We start from the raw sequence: 16,870 nt of genomic DNA, 5'->3' as shown, positions 1-16,870 counted from the left end.
TTAGATTTAATGTAAAAGCCGCACACCTGTTTTGTTGGGTTGTGCGGCTTTTTATTTTTTACACGATCACTCTAATTAGCGCCTTGAGGTTTAGAATATACCCAAAATTTAGAAAGCGATAAGGGGTGGTTTGAATGGGTTTACTTTCTTTTAGCGCAGTTTTCGGCCTGCATAATAAGTTTACGCCTCGCACATATGTAGATTCAGGTTAATAGTGACGCGAAAAATGTTAGAGGCTTTAATTGCTAACCTTGCTGGCTTTGGATGTAACAATTATTTATTAAATGGGTTATATAATAATGTGACTTTTACATTAGCTCGCATGAAAATAACCCTGTTTAGCTCGAAACCCTATGATCAGCAGTTTTTCGAAGAAGCTAATACATCCTTCAATAATGAGATTGTATTCCAAGAGGTTGCTTTAAATGAAAACACTGCAGCCATGGCTACGGGAGCGAAAGCTATCTGCGTTTTTGTAAATGACCAAGTTAATGCTAATGTGTTGCAGCATCTTCAAGGTATTGGGGTGCAGTTAGTGGCTTTGCGTTGCGCCGGTTACAACAACGTGGACCTAAAGAAAGCGGCAGCATGCGGCATAAAAATAGTTCGAGTGCCAGCTTATTCGCCTTATGCCGTAGCTGAGCATACTATAGCCCTTATACTTACACTAAACCGAAAGACCCACCGTGCTTACAACCGTGTTAAAGAGGGTAATTTCTCCTTACAAGGCCTTCTGGGGTTCGATCTACATGGTAAAACCGTTGGGCTTATCGGGTTAGGTGAGATCGGTAAGGTTACTGCCAAAATATTAGTGGGAATGGGGTGCAAGGTACAGGCGTATGACCCTTACATAACTCAGGAATCTGGAGTAGCAGGTGTCACATTTATAGATTTAGATACACTTTATGAGGGGTCTGACATTATTTCGCTGCACTGCCCGCTAACACCGGAAACACACCACATAATTAACGCAGAGTCCATCGCTAAAATGAAAAAGGGAGTGATGCTGATAAACACAAGCCGCGGCGCTACATTAGAAACTAAGGCGGTGATTAAGGCCCTAAAAACTGGAAAGATAAAATACCTTGGGCTTGATGTTTACGAAGAAGAGGCAGAACTTTTTTTTGAGGATCTTTCCGATAAGGTGATTCAGGATGATGTCTTTATGCGCTTGCTGTCTTTTAACAATGTGTTAATTACTGGCCACCAGGCATTCTTTACAGCAGAAGCAATGAAAAACATAGCCACGACAACGCTTCAAAATATACATGACTTTGAGCAAGGCCAGCGTCTTCAAAACGAATTACTCCCTACTTAAACCAAGTCGTGAAAACTTTCATGATCCACCGAGTTTCTTTGATGCTGCAGGGCGAATGCCTTGAAGCTGCATGGTTAAAGCAGGACGGTTTGATTTGCGGAATTCTAAAATCTCTTAACACAATCTCTAAAGTATAAAGCCAATGTATATAGCTAAACTCACTCCGATACTTAGTCTTTGTTTCTGTTATCAGGCTCTTGCGCAATTTAACCTGCCGCCAAAAAGCGCACAGATCGAGGCAGCGCTACACGCTGCCCCCGTTGAAAAGAAGGCAGGCGCTACGGTACTGGGCTATAACCAGCAGGGCAAAGTTGTGCAGCTCAGAAAAGGAACCAATGAAATGATTTGCCTGGCCGATGATCCAAGGCAGGAAGGCTTCTCCGTGTCATGTTACCACCAAGATCTGGGGCCATTTATGGCACGCGGAAGAACGCTTCGGGAGGCAGGTAAAAATACCAAAGAGATATTTGCCATACGCGAGCAAGAGGCAAAAAGTGGCAAGCTTAAAATGCCCGCTCAACCTGCTGCCCTCTTTGTGTATTCTGCCCCCGACGATGACGTTGATTACGCTACAGGCAAAGTAAGCAATGGCTACCTACGCTATGTAGTGTATATTCCTTTTGCCACGGCTGCACAAACAGGGTTGCCGCTAAAAGCAGAATCTCCGGGCATGCCTTGGATTATGTATCCAGGCACGCATGGCGCGCACATTATGATTAATCCGCCTAGAAATTAGTGGTGTCTGCCAAAGATGCATATCGAAGTTATCTAATTTAGACCAGCTCTTTATTAGTATATAATTGTCAAAAAATTAAACTAAATCTATAAAAACAAGTATAAAAAAGTATAATTTTTCTTGTCTTATAACAAATTTAATTCTGCTATTTTTCCTGACATTCTTTATTTAAGGCGGAACTGTAAATTCCAGTATGATACACTCCAGGATCATATGGCGCCCTTGTAATTTACTTCAGGAATAAAGTAAATGCTGCTATCGGTTTGTAGATGAAAGGTATTGTTAGATATATTTTAGCGTATGCATTGGCAAACTTAATGATAGGGATTGGGTTAGTTCGGCGTGCCAAGAGAAAAGCCCTATCAGGTGAGCATATCCTATCCATATACTTTCATAAACCCACTGCCAGAGAGTTTGAAGACTGCCTGCTATGGTTAAAAGGTAATGGCTTCGTTTTCCTAAGCACTGCTAACATTTATGGTATCGCCAAACAGGAGGAGCCATTCCCAAAGGGGGGCGTGGTGCTTACGGTAGATGATGGCTGGATCTCAAACGAAACTTGTATAGCAGATATAGCAGATAAGTATGGGGTTCCGGTTACTATATTCGTATCTACGGGCCCCGTGGAGCAAGGCAACTACTGGTGGTCTTATATAGAAGAAGGCAACAAACGCAGAATTTCCAAACTTTCCATTGATGATTTAAAGCATGTGGCAAATTCCGACCGCCTTGCCATGGTCGAGAGGCTTAAGCGCAGAATTTCTCTGCCTAGAGAGGCGATGACGAAAGAGCAAGTGCAGAAGATCTCAACATCTCCTTACATCACCATAGGTGCCCATACCGTTACGCACCCTATCTTAAACAACTGCCCCGACAAGCAAGTATTTGAGGAGCTTAGCCAGTCCAAGCGAAAGCTAGAGCAGTGGATAGGTAAGGATGTTGAGTTTTTTGCCTACCCCAACGGAGATTACACCGCGCGAGAGATCCTTATACTTTACCAGCAAAGTTATAAGCTGGCCTTTACCGTACACCCTGAATTCCTGAAGCCTGAAAAATTAAAGTATACGTATGAGCTGCCTCGCTTCGAAGTAATTGAGGGGGCCCCATTTGCAGAAGCTATATGCAGGATGGTAGGTATCTGGGAGCCCTTCATGAACAATGTGAGGCGCTTAATGACAAGCGATAGAGCTAACCCGAGACCAAATTTGCAGGAGCAAGATATCCGTAAACTTTATGGTAAAAGCAAGCTGGGTTATTTAAAGCCAAGTACTAAGTCAGGAATTTCAGATGCCTTGTTTCTTACTATTATGTATATATTTTACAAGCTACCGGATACATGCAGAAACCTGTATGCCATACTTTTAGTGGAAGAAAACTAATGGAGAGTTGGAATTGATGTAATATCTAATGTCCGTTTTGAAATTTTTGATTTTTACAGCTTATGAGTAAAAACGACATTCTTTTTCCTGAATTAAAGACTTTAGCTTCTGACAATAGTTTAATAGGTTCTTTAGAGTTAATTACCGGAGGCGATGTTCTCAAAATAATGGAGAGCAGTAAGTTTCTGGCGGAGTGGGGGCAGCTGTATGAGGTGTGCCCTTGGGGAACAGTTTTTCAGTCACCGGATTATGTAAAGTGCTGGTACCAATGCTTTGGAGACAAGCACAACCCTATACTTGTAGTGGCACGCCAGGAGAGTGCATTAACGGGTGTGTTACCACTAGCGGAGAATATTAAAGGATTAGGTATAGCGGGTGCCGGCGGTTGGAGCGCGTATTACCATACTTGGTTGGCCACGCCTACAAACGGAAACACTTTTATAGCCGCTGCCTTAGATTTGATACGTCAGAATTATCCGAACCAGGATATTTTCTTCAAATACCTTCCGCCCCAAACGCCAACTAAATGGTTTCAGGAAAACCAGGCATGGGCAAAACGTAGCGTTATCAGGCTATTTACAAGGCCAATCCTAAACTTTAGTCATCCATCCGTTGATAAGTTGTTGAACAAAAAGCAGTTCAAGTCGAATTACAACAAGTTTAAACGCATGGGAGCAGTGCAGTTCTCAACTATTACTGATGTTGATGAATTTACTGCTGTGCTGAATACGCTGGCTAACTTCCATGATTTTAGGAAGGGGTACATGTTCCGTACCATGCCATTCCGGGAAAACCCGGCACTAAAGAGGTATTTGTTTGGCCTGTTTAAGAAAGGATTACTCGAACTAAACGCACTAAGGGTAAACGGTGAGCTTGTTGCAGGCGCAACCACCATTATTGGTAAGAATAAATGTATGCATGGGGCCGGTATAAACGCTCATTCTCCTGTTTATTACCGATTTGGGCCGAGCTTCCTAGCATTAAATCTGGTGTCTTTAAAACTGAAAGCGGAAGGATATGATTATTTAGACCTGACCCCAGGAGGCCATAAGTATAAAGAGCGGCATGCAAACGCTCACGAAGACATAGTTGAGCTGCGCATAACCTCCAAAAACAAAGCTTTTCTGCTCAATAACTTCTTTGTATTGAAAGAGGTAGTAAAGGAGAAGCTTGCAAAGCATAGCATCGATCCGCGTACGCTACACCAGCGTTTTAACAAATCACTGCTTGATGCGGCTACCAAAGCAGGCCATGCATTGGGCATCCTAAAATTGTTCCAAAAAAAGGTTTCTGAAAAGCCAAAGTTCGAAAACCTGGTTTATAAATTTACACCTGGGTCTGTCTATCAAAACCAGTCCATTCCAATAGATAAGAACAACATAGCCCATATACTAAGTTACGCCCCTAACGGTACCGGCATTTGCAAATGGGAGTTTATGCAGCAGGCCAAATCAAATTTCGACCACAATTCTGTAGCCTATTCCTATGCTGAAAACGGGGTGCTGCAGTTCTTGATATGGCACATTGCCTCCAGCGCAAAGCAGGTAAATGGCTCTAAGCAACATCATGCTGAGCCTCTGCTCATGCATTTGTATTGCCACTCAAAAGCTATTAATAGGCTACCGCTGTTCCTGGTCAGCGTTTTTGATGAACTCTGTAAAGAGCAAAGCTGCACGGGTATGTATCTGCAGGGCATGAATTTCTCTGCCAGGCTAAAGAAGGAGCTTCGGCTGGAGGGGAAGGCGGTTGAGGAAGTATGAGCGCGGCATTAAATATTAGGTTTGCAGTACATCGTGATACTGCTGCACCATTGTGGTGGAAGAGAATTTTGAACGCACATAATTTTGAATATAAGTACGATCATAGTTGCCAGTTAGGAGTTTGTGCCAACTGGCAGCAATGTGCTCTGTGTCTTTAGCTCTACAAAGCAAGCCGGTTTTATCCTCGGCAACCATCTCGGAGGCGCCGCCTATTTTTGTCAAGCAGCAGGGTAGGCCAAAACTCATAGCTTCCAGGGCAGCAATCGAGAAGGTTTCGACACTATAAGAGGTAAGCGTAAAAATATCAGAGGCGCTCAAGTATGGCCGCACATCATCTTTCGGGCCTACCAGGTGGATGTGGCCAGCCAAACCTTTTTCAGCGATATAGGCTGTAAGTTTCTGGCTGTAACTTGCTTGGCCACCTCCAACAAAAAACATATGCGCGCTGCAGTTATGTTTTTCATGCAAGAGCTGCAGGGCATCCACTGCATAAAAATGGCCTTTCTCCTGTCTTAAATTAGCCACCTTAATTATGACTGGCGCAGTATCTGGAATACCATGGGCTTGCCTGATACTGGCTTTACTAGTCAGGAGCTGTTCCGCATCTCCATTTACAGCATATGCTACATCTATCCCGTTATAGATCACTAGAGATTTATCAGACTTATATTTATACTTAGATTTGTAAAACTCCCTTTGGTTCTGGCATATAAATATCACCTTATCGCGTTTGCCAAGCATTCTCAGGTAAAGCGTATCAAGTATATGTTCTTTTTTCGACACCGGTACGGTGGTATGCAACGATAAGAAAAAAGTAAGCTCAGGGGAGCCAAGCACAGCAAGCTTGGATAAAAAGAATGAGAACGCACCAATGCAGAAGACTTTTTTAATCGCTTCCTCACGCATTATCTTCTTTATTCTATTCGATATAAATACATCGTAGCGAAAAGAGCGTGTAAGGGTATACACTTTTATAGTTGAGTCCAGCGAGATTTTTAGCGGGTTATCACTGCTTAGGAGCAACACTACTGGCTCAATGCCCTTTCTTTTTAAACCATTTACCAGTGATATAAAGAAAAACTCAGCCCCGCCCTGCGTTAGCCCTTGTATAACAAACATTATTTTTTCAGCATCTTTCTCTTTAAAGCTGGCAGCCGGTGTATCTTGGTGCTGTATGCTGAGGACATTCATAAGGCTAATAATAAATAGTTTGCACTTGGTAAGGGATGGGGGTTTTAACTTCTTCTTGCTGAGAAATAAACTTATATACTTTACGGCCCAGCTTCAAGTGGTCAAAATGTTGCTTAGCTACAGCAAACGATCGCTCGCCTAGCACCTCACCAAGCTCAGGGTTGTTTATGATGAAATTCATTTTCTCAGCGAAGCATTTGGGGGTAGCCTTTTCAGCAATCAGCGCATTGTATTTATCTTTAAAGTAGTACTTTATCTCACCTACTTTAGTGGTGATTATTGTTTTGCTGGATGCACAGTACTCGCCAATCTTATGCGGGAACCTGGCCTTGTCCTGCTCACTGTTCATTAATGGGATAAGCAAGGCCTTACTGGAGGTGTATAGCAGGATGAGATCATCATACTTTAACTCACTAAAAAGCTGAATGCTGCCCTGGTAAGTGCTTTGGGCAATGCGCTGCTTAACACGGTCGAGCAGGTGCTTTGGCCCACTTGAGACAATGTAAAGCTTGTAAGTTGTGTTACCAAGTAACTCATACGCTTCAATTATAAGGCGAATCGTGTCAAAATAGGAGGCGCTGCCGCAAAAAAGGAAGTATGGTTCGCGCAAGTTGCCATTTGTATAAAACTTGGCCAGGTCCACAATTACCGGAACTTTTAGCACAGGCTTTTGCGGTGCCTGCTTAAGCACAATATCCAGCAGGTAGTTACTAATGCAGATAACCTTGGTAGTGAATCTAAAAGCATGATTGTCGTACAAATAATGGTCTATGCGCTGCAGCAAACCGCTGCCTTGCCGTTGCCCCCAGTACTCTACATTATCCAGGATTGACTGCGCCTGGCACACGTAAGCCAGCAAACTGTAAAACAAGACATTGTAAAATGAGTTTGTCGTGATGATAACCGCATCAAGTTTCTTCTCAGATCGCAATTTCCAGAGCAGTCTTGCCTCGTTTACCAGGCCTTTTAGTTTATAATAATTTCTAAGCAGGAAGCTGTCCGGGCGATAAGCTATGCCCGAGGTAAAACAATAGCGCACCTCCTCATAAAGGCCTGAGGGATTTATGTTTGCCCCTTTAGATTGGCTAAGCACGCCATACCTGCTAAGCACAGTTACCTCGCAGCCACAAGCAACAAGGCCCCTGGCCAATAGCTTTTGCCTCTCGACCTGGGCATGCCCCACCGGAAAACCTGGGTATCCAACGTATACTATGTGCATAACGGCTTCCAACCTAATGCTGAAGTTTTAAAGTGACATTACTTTGTTTAAATACACTCCGGTGCCAGGCTACTTATACTTTCGCCAGTGCCTGTGGAGTGGCAGCGCCATCATGAATAGGCCTTGTTATGATACACATGATCATACCTGTAACCATACCCATAGCCGTATTCCCTGTTGGCAAATCCGCGTGGTTTAACACCATTAAACACTATGGCCAGGTTATGCAGCGATTTATGTTTGTTGCTGTAGTTTAGGTATTTAATGATGTTCTTTGGTGTATGGTCGTGGCGAATGATCAAAAGTGTGATGTCGCAGAACTCAGAGATAAGATAGCCGTCTGAAACCAGGTCTACAGGAGGCGTATCGATAACTATAAAGTCAAAATCAGCCTCCAGGTGATGAAAAAGATCCTCAACTCGGCCATTAAGCAAAGCCTCTGTATGGTCGCCGGGCTTAGAGCCAGCCGGTAGTATCCAGAGGTTATCAAAAGGAGTTCGCTGCAGGAGCTCCTCTGCGGCATATTGCGCGTTGATATAATCTGTAACGCCTTTTTGGTTTAGCATGCCAAATTGGGTGGATGTTTTAGGCTTGCGCATATCCATGTCTACCAATACAACTCGCTTGCCAGAAGCCGCTAAGCTATAGGCTAAGTTTGTGCTTACAAAGCTTTTGCCTTCACCGGGTATGCTGGATGTAACCAGAATCTTTCGTTTCTTGAACGTACGGCTGTATAAGCCCAAGGACGTCCTCAACTGCCTAAATTGCTCAATCACAACAGGGTTGTCTGGCTTAGTGAATAACTGGCTATCATCATGCTTCACTTTCATTAACTCAGCAACTATAGGGGCATGGGTATAAGCTTCAATATCTGTGCGATACAGGATTTTACTGCTAAAGAAGTCTTTTGCAGTAACTAAGACTATGCTTACTATAAACGCAAAAGCCAATGCACCTAAATAGATAATGTTGCGCTTCGGGCTGACAGGGGCGAACGAGGACTCTGCCACGTCAACCACTTTACTGTCAGTGGCTGAGGGAGCAAAAGAAAGGGCGGTTTCCTCTCTTTTCTGGAGAAGCAATGTATAAACGTTGTTCTTGATGGCCTGTTGGCGGCTTATCTCCAAGAGCTCGCGCTCCTGCTTGGGTATAGTTTGCAATGCCGTGGTATAGCTGCCTTTTGTATTTGTCAGGTTTTTGCGGCTAGCCAGAAGGTTGTCGCGCTGGTTTTGTATATTCTCAAGTATACTCGGCCTTATCTTCTCTATTTCATCTGCTATTGAGAGCAGGATAGGGTTGTTAACGGCTGTTGTCTTTCGGAGGCGTTGGTACTGTATTTCATTGTCGTACAGCTTTTGCAGAAGCTGCGTAAGCACCGGGTCGTTTATACCAAGTGTGGAGGGTACAATGCCTGCGGATTTGTCTTTGGCAATAATATAGTTCTCAATTTTTGCCAGAACGGCTAACTGGAGATTGATGTCCTCTACCTTACTGTCGTTCGCACTCATGTTTTGCAAAAACGTACGGCCTTGCTCACTCAGGTCTACAATTCCTTTAGAGGTTTTATACTTCTGCACGCGGCTCTCTAGTTTGTCAAGCTCCTTTTCAACCTTTTGCATGCGGTCTTCTATAAAGGCCAGCGTATTCTCAGCAAGTATATTTCTTTCTACCACTGAGGCCTGGTTGTAATTATGGACCAGCAGGTTTAGGATAGCTTCGCCGCGCTCTGGCACCGCATCTTTTAACTGCAGGTTTACAACCGTTGACAATTTGTTTGCTGCATTTACTTGCAAATTATTTAGCAAGCTAGCCGTTACGGCCTTAAGCGGTAGCAGTTGAAAGTAAAGTTGCTCTTTAGCCTGGCTGCTTTGATGATCATTGGGGATAAACTTGATAACGCCGTATGGCATCCTGATCGATTTGTTAAGCGGGTAAGACTTTCCGTCAACAGTAACTTCTTCCAAGTCGGGGTTATATGTAAAGTATATTTTTTGCGGCTCGTCCTCTGTGGCAAGGATGGCATCTGGGTTATAATGCGTAACAATTACGGGAGAGGAAGTATAAGCCGCTACTTCTTTAAACTTTGTGTCCTCATACACAGGGGCATACAGATGCAGGCCTAAGGCTACCTTCTTCATCAACGCCCGAGACTGGATTACTTCAATCTCATTCTCAACAATCTTTTTAGAGGCAAAGGCATTAATCGACTCTGTCATGCGGGCATCATCCACGCCTTTTTTCTCGTCTTTGATGATTAGCGTGGCAGCTATTTCATAAACCGGGGTAGCATAACGCAAATATACCCACGCTAAAGCCATAGAAAGTATGGCCAGCCCTATAAATACAGGCCAGTATGGAAGAAACTTCCTGAGAAGAACAGTCAGGAGGTTTTCTTCGTTATTCGGGGCGTTATTGATTGAGCTACTCATACTTATCTTACTAATCTATCAATCGCAATCACGGCTAAAGACATGGCGCTCAGGGCAATAGGCAGCCATTGATTAGCCCGGCCTGCACTTGCCACTTTCGCTTTATTCGGTTCTACATATAATATGTCGTTGGGCTTCAGGTAATAATCAGGCGAGGTTAGGAGGTCCTGGGATGTCAGGTCTATGCGGGTAGTTACCCTGTCGCCATTTTCAAGCTCCCTGATAAGCAGCACGTTGTCGCGTTTGGCATATACAGTTAGGTCACCGGCCAAACCGATGGCTTCCAGCATTGTAACACGCTCATTAGGGATTGTTAATACAGAGGGCCTAGCTACTTCACCAAGCACTGATACCTTGTAATTAAGGTAACGCACACTTACAATAGGGTTTAATAAGAGCTTTTTGGTAGCCAGTTGGCTGGTTATGTTATCTTGCAATTGAGACTTTGTAAGGCCTGCTGCCTTAATGTTGCCTAAAAATGGAAACTGTATGGTGCCATCCCTGCCTACCAGATAGCCTGCCGCCTGTACAATCGCCCCCGCCGCAGACGAAACCTGTGTTGCCGCCAAGTTAGGTGTGTTAAATGCCAGTGTGGCTTCCGGATTTGGGCTTGATACCGAAATGCTTAGCAGGTCGTTGGGCCGGATAGGGGGCTCCGGATGCTCCTGACCCTCCGTTTGGAAAGTCGCTTTGCCCACACCATCAAAATAAACAGCTTCCCTTGTATTAACGCAGGAGGTAAACAGGAGGCAAAGTATAATAGCCAAAGCGTAAGGTAAGGGTAAATTTAATCTCATAGTATAAGGCTATGGTTTAGGTATTTGGCACGATGCAAGAATTAAATCAATTGGTTTTGTTTAAATAAATGGTGAATAATTACAATACGCAAGATGCATATAGGAGTTGTATATTTCAATTTATTGCAGCCAAATTACCATTGCAATTATATGCATAGGAAGCTGGCAAGGTTTGCTTAATGTTAAATATTGTGCTGTGATTTTTAGGAAGAGCCAGTGTGCCGAAGCAGATGGCGACTGTTTGCTTACTTGGATCTGAAAAATTCCTGGATACTATTCTCTGGCATTTGGCGCAGAGATGTGGAATAGCAAATGCCGATAGAAACCCAGACCAAAATATAATTCATCGTGAAGGTTGTTACATTGGTAGGGTACAGCGAAAGCATCCAAAGTATGATCCAGAGTGCAGCGGCTTTGGAGAGCGTGTTGCTTGAATAAAAAAAACCAAGAAAAATGGCCGGAACCGCTATCAACAACTGTAGCCCTAAACTGATAATGCCGCCTTTAAGTATGATTTTAAGGTAATCAGTTTCGATGCCATCCCTATAGCCGGGCATGCCCTGCACGTGGTCATCGTTTATACTTACAGGTGCAGCAACTAAGCCATTCATACCCCGGCCAATTAACCAGTCCTGATCTTCCATGTCATCATAAAAGTAAAGCTCCACGCCAGTTCTCGTGTCTTCGTCCATCCGTTCTTTTGTGAAGCTTAAGAGGGAGGAGTCGTTTCTCAGAACCAGAAAAGTAACGGAGGCCAAGGCAATCAGCATGCCGGTGGCATAAACGAAAAGATTTCCCGGTTGCTTTCTATTTGCATACACATACACAATAAATGTAAATGCCAGTATTATAACGGATATTAGGATAAGCCCTCGCCGAGCACCAATAATTGCTAGCAAAAGGGTTGAAACAATGGTAGCAAATGCCAATATGTTAACTGACTTTGTGTGGTAGGTGTAAGTTAACAGCAAGAAACCGCTGGATAGGCCAAGCGTTTTGGCGAAATACTCAAGAATTGTTCTACTGCTTTCGCCTTGTATATAAATTAAGTTCTGTATGAAAAGCAGGTTGTATAGGAGGTAGGCAATGCTAAGGGTAATAACTGATAAAAATACTTTACGGATATGCCCCAGGTTGATCGGGAGTAGTATAATCAACGGTGTCATGTACAAGTAAAACCCGTTATAAGGGTCAAACAGGTTCTTTTTTATCATTCCATAATCCATGGGTATGCCACGGGCAACGGTGATCAATAACCAGCAGCAGTAAAAGGTGTATAATACTTTTAAATAGTTGCTCTCCAGTTTAAATTGAATGACAGCTAGAGCGCTCGGCATAAATATCAGGATACCGATTACCTGGCAATACTCTGTAAGCACTATGTTTACTCTGCCAGTAGTGCCTAGTGTAAAGCTTAAAGTGTACACTAAGAAACCTACCCAAAAGAAGTTTAATAACCTTGTCTGGTATACGCTCAGGCTTTGGTTAATAGGGTAGGTATCTTGTAAGGTGGCTGTATTCATAAACTTACGGGCGTTGCATGAAGTACTTGGTCGAATAAGCTGAAATGCTTCTGCAGCAGGGTTTCAGTATCAAAAGCTGGTAGAAGCGAGCCTTTTACATGATGCTGAAGGCAATATTTTATACCTTCTGCTAAATCGGCTGCACTGCGGTAAGCAGCAAGGTAGCCGTTCTGCCTATGCTGTATCATGTCGGGTATGCCGCCTGTTTCGAAGCCAACAGCCGGTGTGCCGCACGCCAGGCTCTCCATGACAGTGGTAGGGAGGTTATCCGCCAACGATGGAACAACAAATACATCGGAGGCATTATACGCCAAGGCCGTAGAGTAGTCATCGCGCAGGCGACCCAGGAATTTTATTTTGAACGGGACCGCATCCGCCATAGCTTGGTTATGGCCGCTGCCAAAAACCATGACAGTTATATTTTCCAGGTCTTTTTGTTGATGAAGTATGGTTAGGGCTTCCTGTAGGTAACTCCAGCCTTTGTACGGGCTGTCAACAGAAGTCGCTCCAAACGTTATCACCCTTTCCTGAGCATTGATATTTAGAAGCTGTTTTGCCACGGATTTATCAACCGCTTTAAAAACGCTCCTGTTAAGTATATTGGGAATATGAAAAACGGGCTTACCGGTTGTTAATGCGGCATCTTTTGCAAGATTATGTAGCCAGCGGCTCGGCGATACAAAATACAGGTTTTTATACTTGTTGTAGATTTTACTTTTACTGTTAAACTCAGCAAGCGCTAAGTCTTTGAAGTTGCCTGCAGGAAAAATCTGGCAGTCGCGGCACAGTACCTTAAACTTATCGCAGCTTAAGCTATAATGGCAACCGCCGGTTATGGACCACATATCATGCATAAAAACAATGATCGGCTTGTTTGTGCGTGCCAGCTGCTCTATGTTTTTTATACTTAGAAAGCCGCCTATGGCCCAATGCAGGTATAAAATGTCGGCTTGTTTAACTTCTTCAAAGTTAGATATATCTGTGCCAAGTATGGGGTATGAAAAATATCCATACTCCAAAACAGCATTGCGTGTCAGGTACGACTGCAGCCTGCTATCAAGCATCGCTTTGATTTTTGCTTTTCTGCCTAAATGCTGCGTATGCTCCAGGGTTATATCTGAGGTTAAAGTCAGTATACCGGAATCTACGCCAGCTTGCCTAAAAGCCTGGTGTAATCTGAAGGCAGCGTTACCGGACGAAGGCAGGTGTGTTTGCAGGTGTAGTATTTTTGTCATACTTATTAACTATATCGCGAAGTATTGTCTCTATCTGATTTGCAAAAGAATCAATGGTAAAGTGCTGGTGCGCATACCTATACACGCGCTGGCTGTAAAGCTCTAGCTGTTCTGGGCTTTTGTCTGCTAGCTCAGATAATTCTTTATCGAGGTATTCTAATGCATAATGCTCTAGAAACACAGGTAGTGAGCCTAGCCGGTTAAAACCTGCATCTTTCATAACTACAGGTATGAGGCCATGTAGCATGCCTGTTGTAACAGATGTTGCGCAGGCTTCTGAGCATGAGGGAAGTATGATATAAGCGCAAGTGCTTACCAAGTCTTTAAACAGTTGAGACTGAACATCTATATATTCATGGTCAATTACATTTTTGATCTTTCCTATTTTAAGCATCTCCCTTTCCGCATCGGAAATGCCGCCAATATGCAGCGTTAGATCTCTCCTGTTGGCAATAACCTCTGTCAGTAAATCTAGCCCTTTGTGTATAGCCGCTCCCGGAGAGCCAAGCCATAAAAAGTTTTTTCTGGCAATTTCCTGGTTTTTAGGTTGAAGTATAAAATTAGGGTGCAAGAGCCCGGTAGGGAAAATGGCATATGGAGCATCATATGTTCCAGAAAACTGATCCTCTTCTCCCATAACTATAACACAAGTATACTTAGGCTCTAGATGATGCCTTTGATAAAATTTTCCGCTTCGGCTGCTTTGCAGTTTCGTTTGATGCCTTTGGTTATAATAGTCAACTCTTTTCTGCTCTTCCCGGTACGAAAATTCTGGATGCTGCTCCGTCATGTACAGAACCGACATGGCCCAGGGTTGCTGTTGGGTTAAGTGATAAAAGGTCTCTCCAAACCCAAAAATGAGATCGTATCTCTTACTTTCGACATGCTGTAGGGCGCGTAAGTCATTGCAATCTATCAGGTCTATCCGATAATCTAATTTTGATAAGGCATCCACTATCGCAAGTATTTCGAAGGGCTGCGTTCTTCCACAGGTTGTTTCTTCCCAATTGTTAAAGAAGCTGTATGGCAAGTAACAGATAATGGCTTTCTTCTGAGAATTAGAGGCACGTGCGTTCAAATTCTGCACGATCGGAGAATCAGTGACGCGCTGGTCGTAGAAGTAATCTTTTACCCTTAGCCAGATAGAATCCAGGATTTTCTTTTTTAATGAGGCACCATCCATAGGCTAGTTTGTTATCGAATCCATATTCCTCTCTTGTTCTGTACTATTATTTTATAGTATTGTATGGGAGCTAAAATAAAGGCATTAAAATTGGCGATGATAGCGCCAATAAATACCGAGTATACGCCCATATTATAGTATTTAATAAGTATGAGTACAGTCAGAATATAAATGAAAGGGCTAATCAGGCAAGACAAGAACTGTAAACGCAAGGCGCTTATGCCATTTAGCAAACTAACATACTTGCTACCAAACATGGACACAGCAAAAAACATGAAGCCCCAGAAAGAAAGCATAAAATCTATCTCCACAGTGCCTTTGCCCAGCCAAAGAGTGTAGACCTGTTCCGAAAATAAAAGCATAACTGTGCCAGCCAGCATTAAGGCCATGTTTAGCCAGTTATACTTTTGTATGCTGCTCCTGATCCATTTCATATCCTTATTTAAAAACGCCTCTGTGGAAGCCGACCAGAAAGGAGTGAGGAAAATGGCAAATACCATGTTTAAAATTCCGAAGTACCGAAACACAATGTTATAAGAAGTAACTTCTGACGGACCGAAGTTTCTGGAAATAATAAGGTTCGCGGTTTCATACTGTATGATTCCGGAAAGTTGGATCACAAAAAACACGGCACCAAGGCCAAACAGCCCTTTGGCATGAGAAAGGTTAACTTTGGCTAAGGATGGCCTGAAAACCTTATACGGGCCCCGGAAGAAGTATATGTTTGCCACCCCAAGCACTACCAAAGGGGCAATACATAGTGCTAAGCCCAGGTTAATAAGAGACCCGGAGGTGGTGTATACTAAAACGAAAATAATGATCAAGGCCAATAACTGGCCTAGCATATCGATAACAGATGCTTTCGCTGGCTGTTGGTCTGCTGTAATAACGGTCGTGATAATACGGAGCACAAACTGCAGGCAAAAGTAGGTGAACACAATTGTAGCAAGCATGCTGATCTCGCCTCGCATGCTTTGCTCCACACCTAATATCTGGGACCAATCAAGAAACTGATTTACAGCAAGAAAGAGTAACCAGGCGGCACTAAATATGATTGCAATTACTGCAAAGGCTGTGCTAACGTAACTTTGGGCACTCTCTGTATCATCCTTTGCTTTGGCTTCTGCAAACTTGTTGCGCAAACCCTGTGTCATTCCTATATCAAAAAAGCTGAACCAGCTAACTATAGCGCTTAGTGTAAGCCAAATGCCGTAACCGCTTGGGCTAATATAGTTTATAGTGAGTGGCACAAGCGCCAGGCTGATAGCTACACTGCACCCTTTTATTACGATAGAGGCAAGTATGTTTTTCTTTGCCTTAATGCTACGCACATGCCCTTTCTGCACTAAATCCTTTACCAGGTAATAAGGGGTAGCAAGCCAGTAGTTCATAAGGGAGAACGCTATTAATTCAGATAACCGGTGTAATATATGGGCGTTTTGTCTTATATAATAAAATAAGTGAAAAAAAATATAAGATAGTTAAAATACGAATGCGGTGAGATGTTGTTATAAATCGGTGGTATTAATTTAGGTTTGTTGCAGTACACTGATAACTGATACCCGAAGCAGCGCTTTAAATTAACACTAGCATTATCAGCATTAAGTAGAGGTATACAAAAAAACGCTCCCTGTAAGACAGTATGAAACCATCCTACAGGGAGCGTTCTATTATATTTGCTTAGCTAAGACCTCATAGGGCACTAGCAAGGCAAAGCTTATACTAGCGTCTCCATCCTCTAGAGAAGAAGTTGCTCCACCAGTTAGAGTATTTGCCGCTCCATGATGAAGAAGACTCAGTCTTCTCTGGCTCCGGGGTTGGTGCCGGAGTTGGAGCTGGCGTTGGCTCAGGAGCCGGTGTTGGAGCTGGCGCTGGTGTTGGTGTTGGCGCCGGTGTTGGCTCGGGAGTCGGAGTCGGAGCTGGAGCTGGAGTCGGAGCCGTGCTGGTGTTGCTTGATGACATAGAGTTGAAAGAAGCATTCTGATCGCCTACTTTAACATTGTCAAGGAACATTACACGCTTGCTAACTTTCGTTTTACCGTTACCATTCCAGTCCCACTTGTAAATTCCCAGCTTCAGGTAGGGTAGCTGCGCGTCGTT

At 43.5% G+C, this 16,870-nt stretch carries 12 protein-coding genes and 1 pseudogene; 4 read left to right on the top strand and 9 right to left on the bottom strand.

Going from position 1 to position 16,870, the window contains the following annotated elements:
• The first annotated feature begins 226 nt into the window (after positions 1 to 226).
• The 4 genes from D1627_RS00065 to D1627_RS00050 all read left to right on the top strand — a co-directional run bounded on the left by D1627_RS00065 (position 227) and on the right by D1627_RS00050 (position 5,193).
• Positions 227 to 1,318, top strand: a complete 1,092-nt coding sequence (locus D1627_RS00065) for a 2-hydroxyacid dehydrogenase (protein WP_449421204.1) — start codon at positions 227 to 229, stop codon at positions 1,316 to 1,318.
• Between the two features lie 142 nt (positions 1,319 to 1,460).
• Complete coding sequence (locus D1627_RS00060; protein WP_119430194.1) at positions 1,461 to 2,054, top strand: hypothetical protein; 594 nt, start codon at positions 1,461 to 1,463, stop codon at positions 2,052 to 2,054.
• A gap of 317 nt (positions 2,055 to 2,371) precedes the next feature.
• A complete protein-coding gene (locus D1627_RS00055; RefSeq protein WP_199688344.1) occupies positions 2,372 to 3,433 on the top strand; it encodes a polysaccharide deacetylase family protein in 1,062 nt (353 codons plus the stop codon).
• A 62-nt stretch (positions 3,434 to 3,495) separates the two neighbouring features.
• The gene (locus tag D1627_RS00050; RefSeq protein WP_119430192.1) at positions 3,496 to 5,193 is read left to right on the top strand and encodes a GNAT family N-acetyltransferase; all 1,698 of its coding nucleotides are present in this window, start codon (positions 3,496 to 3,498) and stop codon (positions 5,191 to 5,193) included.
• Positions 5,194 to 5,208: 15 nt separating this feature from the next.
• Here the strand turns inward: D1627_RS00050 and D1627_RS00045 are convergent, their stop codons facing one another.
• From D1627_RS00045 to D1627_RS18400, 9 genes and pseudogenes are all read right to left on the bottom strand, one after another.
• Positions 5,209 to 6,384 (bottom strand): glycosyltransferase, encoded by a 1,176-nt coding sequence (locus tag D1627_RS00045; protein ID WP_119430191.1) that lies wholly within the window; start codon positions 6,382 to 6,384, stop codon positions 5,209 to 5,211.
• Positions 6,385 to 6,388: 4 nt separating this feature from the next.
• Positions 6,389 to 7,603 (bottom strand): glycosyltransferase family 4 protein, encoded by a 1,215-nt coding sequence (locus tag D1627_RS00040; RefSeq protein WP_147383142.1) that lies wholly within the window; start codon positions 7,601 to 7,603, stop codon positions 6,389 to 6,391.
• A gap of 110 nt (positions 7,604 to 7,713) precedes the next feature.
• The gene (locus D1627_RS00035; protein ID WP_119430189.1) at positions 7,714 to 10,032 is read right to left on the bottom strand and encodes a GumC family protein; all 2,319 of its coding nucleotides are present in this window, start codon (positions 10,030 to 10,032) and stop codon (positions 7,714 to 7,716) included.
• A 2-nt stretch (positions 10,033 to 10,034) separates the two neighbouring features.
• Complete coding sequence (locus D1627_RS00030; RefSeq protein ID WP_119430188.1) at positions 10,035 to 10,829, bottom strand: polysaccharide biosynthesis/export family protein; 795 nt, start codon at positions 10,827 to 10,829, stop codon at positions 10,035 to 10,037.
• A 245-nt stretch (positions 10,830 to 11,074) separates the two neighbouring features.
• Positions 11,075 to 12,352, bottom strand: coding sequence for a hypothetical protein (locus D1627_RS00025; protein ID WP_119430187.1), 1,278 nt, complete (start codon positions 12,350 to 12,352; stop codon positions 11,075 to 11,077).
• Positions 12,349 to 13,587 carry a glycosyltransferase gene (locus D1627_RS00020; protein WP_119430186.1) on the bottom strand — a complete coding sequence of 413 codons (1,239 nt, stop codon included), beginning with the start codon at positions 13,585 to 13,587 and terminating at the stop codon, positions 12,349 to 12,351. Before D1627_RS00020 ends, D1627_RS00025 begins: the two co-directional genes overlap by 4 nt.
• The gene (locus D1627_RS00015) at positions 13,541 to 14,770 is read right to left on the bottom strand and encodes a glycosyltransferase family protein (RefSeq protein ID WP_119430185.1); all 1,230 of its coding nucleotides are present in this window, start codon (positions 14,768 to 14,770) and stop codon (positions 13,541 to 13,543) included. The genes D1627_RS00020 and D1627_RS00015 overlap by 47 nt, the downstream gene beginning before the upstream one ends.
• 11 nt (positions 14,771 to 14,781) lie before the next feature.
• The gene (locus D1627_RS00010) at positions 14,782 to 16,161 is read right to left on the bottom strand and encodes an MATE family efflux transporter (protein WP_119430184.1); all 1,380 of its coding nucleotides are present in this window, start codon (positions 16,159 to 16,161) and stop codon (positions 14,782 to 14,784) included.
• A 331-nt stretch (positions 16,162 to 16,492) separates the two neighbouring features.
• A pseudogene (locus tag D1627_RS18400) lies at positions 16,493 to 16,870 on the bottom strand (hypothetical protein); the annotation flags it as partial.

The sequence above is a fragment of the Pontibacter oryzae genome (genome assembly GCF_003576375.1).
In the GTDB taxonomy this organism is placed as follows: Bacteria; Bacteroidota; Bacteroidia; order Cytophagales; family Hymenobacteraceae; genus Pontibacter; species Pontibacter oryzae.
The sequence above is the reverse complement of the archived record's forward strand: the minus strand, read 5'-3'. Positions and strand labels throughout refer to the sequence as shown.

Bases quoted from the DNA above. Each gene is read 5' to 3' on its own strand.
- D1627_RS00065 (WP_449421204.1), top strand. From the start codon at position 227: ATGTTAGAGGCTTTAATTGCTAACCTTGCTGGCTTTGGATGTAACAAT.
- D1627_RS00060 (WP_119430194.1), top strand. From the start codon at position 1,461: ATGTATATAGCTAAACTCACTCCGATACTTAGTCTTTGTTTCTGTTAT.
- D1627_RS00055 (WP_199688344.1), top strand. From the start codon at position 2,372: ATGATAGGGATTGGGTTAGTTCGGCGTGCCAAGAGAAAAGCCCTATCA.
- D1627_RS00050 (WP_119430192.1), top strand. From the start codon at position 3,496: ATGAGTAAAAACGACATTCTTTTTCCTGAATTAAAGACTTTAGCTTCT.
- D1627_RS00045 (WP_119430191.1), bottom strand. From the start codon at position 6,384: ATGAATGTCCTCAGCATACAGCACCAAGATACACCGGCTGCCAGCTTT.
- D1627_RS00040 (WP_147383142.1), bottom strand. From the start codon at position 7,603: ATGCACATAGTATACGTTGGATACCCAGGTTTTCCGGTGGGGCATGCC.
- D1627_RS00035 (WP_119430189.1), bottom strand. From the start codon at position 10,032: ATGAGTAGCTCAATCAATAACGCCCCGAATAACGAAGAAAACCTCCTG.
- D1627_RS00030 (WP_119430188.1), bottom strand. From the start codon at position 10,829: ATGAGATTAAATTTACCCTTACCTTACGCTTTGGCTATTATACTTTGC.
- D1627_RS00025 (WP_119430187.1), bottom strand. From the start codon at position 12,352: ATGAATACAGCCACCTTACAAGATACCTACCCTATTAACCAAAGCCTG.
- D1627_RS00020 (WP_119430186.1), bottom strand. From the start codon at position 13,587: ATGACAAAAATACTACACCTGCAAACACACCTGCCTTCGTCCGGTAAC.
- D1627_RS00015 (WP_119430185.1), bottom strand. From the start codon at position 14,770: ATGGATGGTGCCTCATTAAAAAAGAAAATCCTGGATTCTATCTGGCTA.
- D1627_RS00010 (WP_119430184.1), bottom strand. From the start codon at position 16,161: ATGAACTACTGGCTTGCTACCCCTTATTACCTGGTAAAGGATTTAGTG.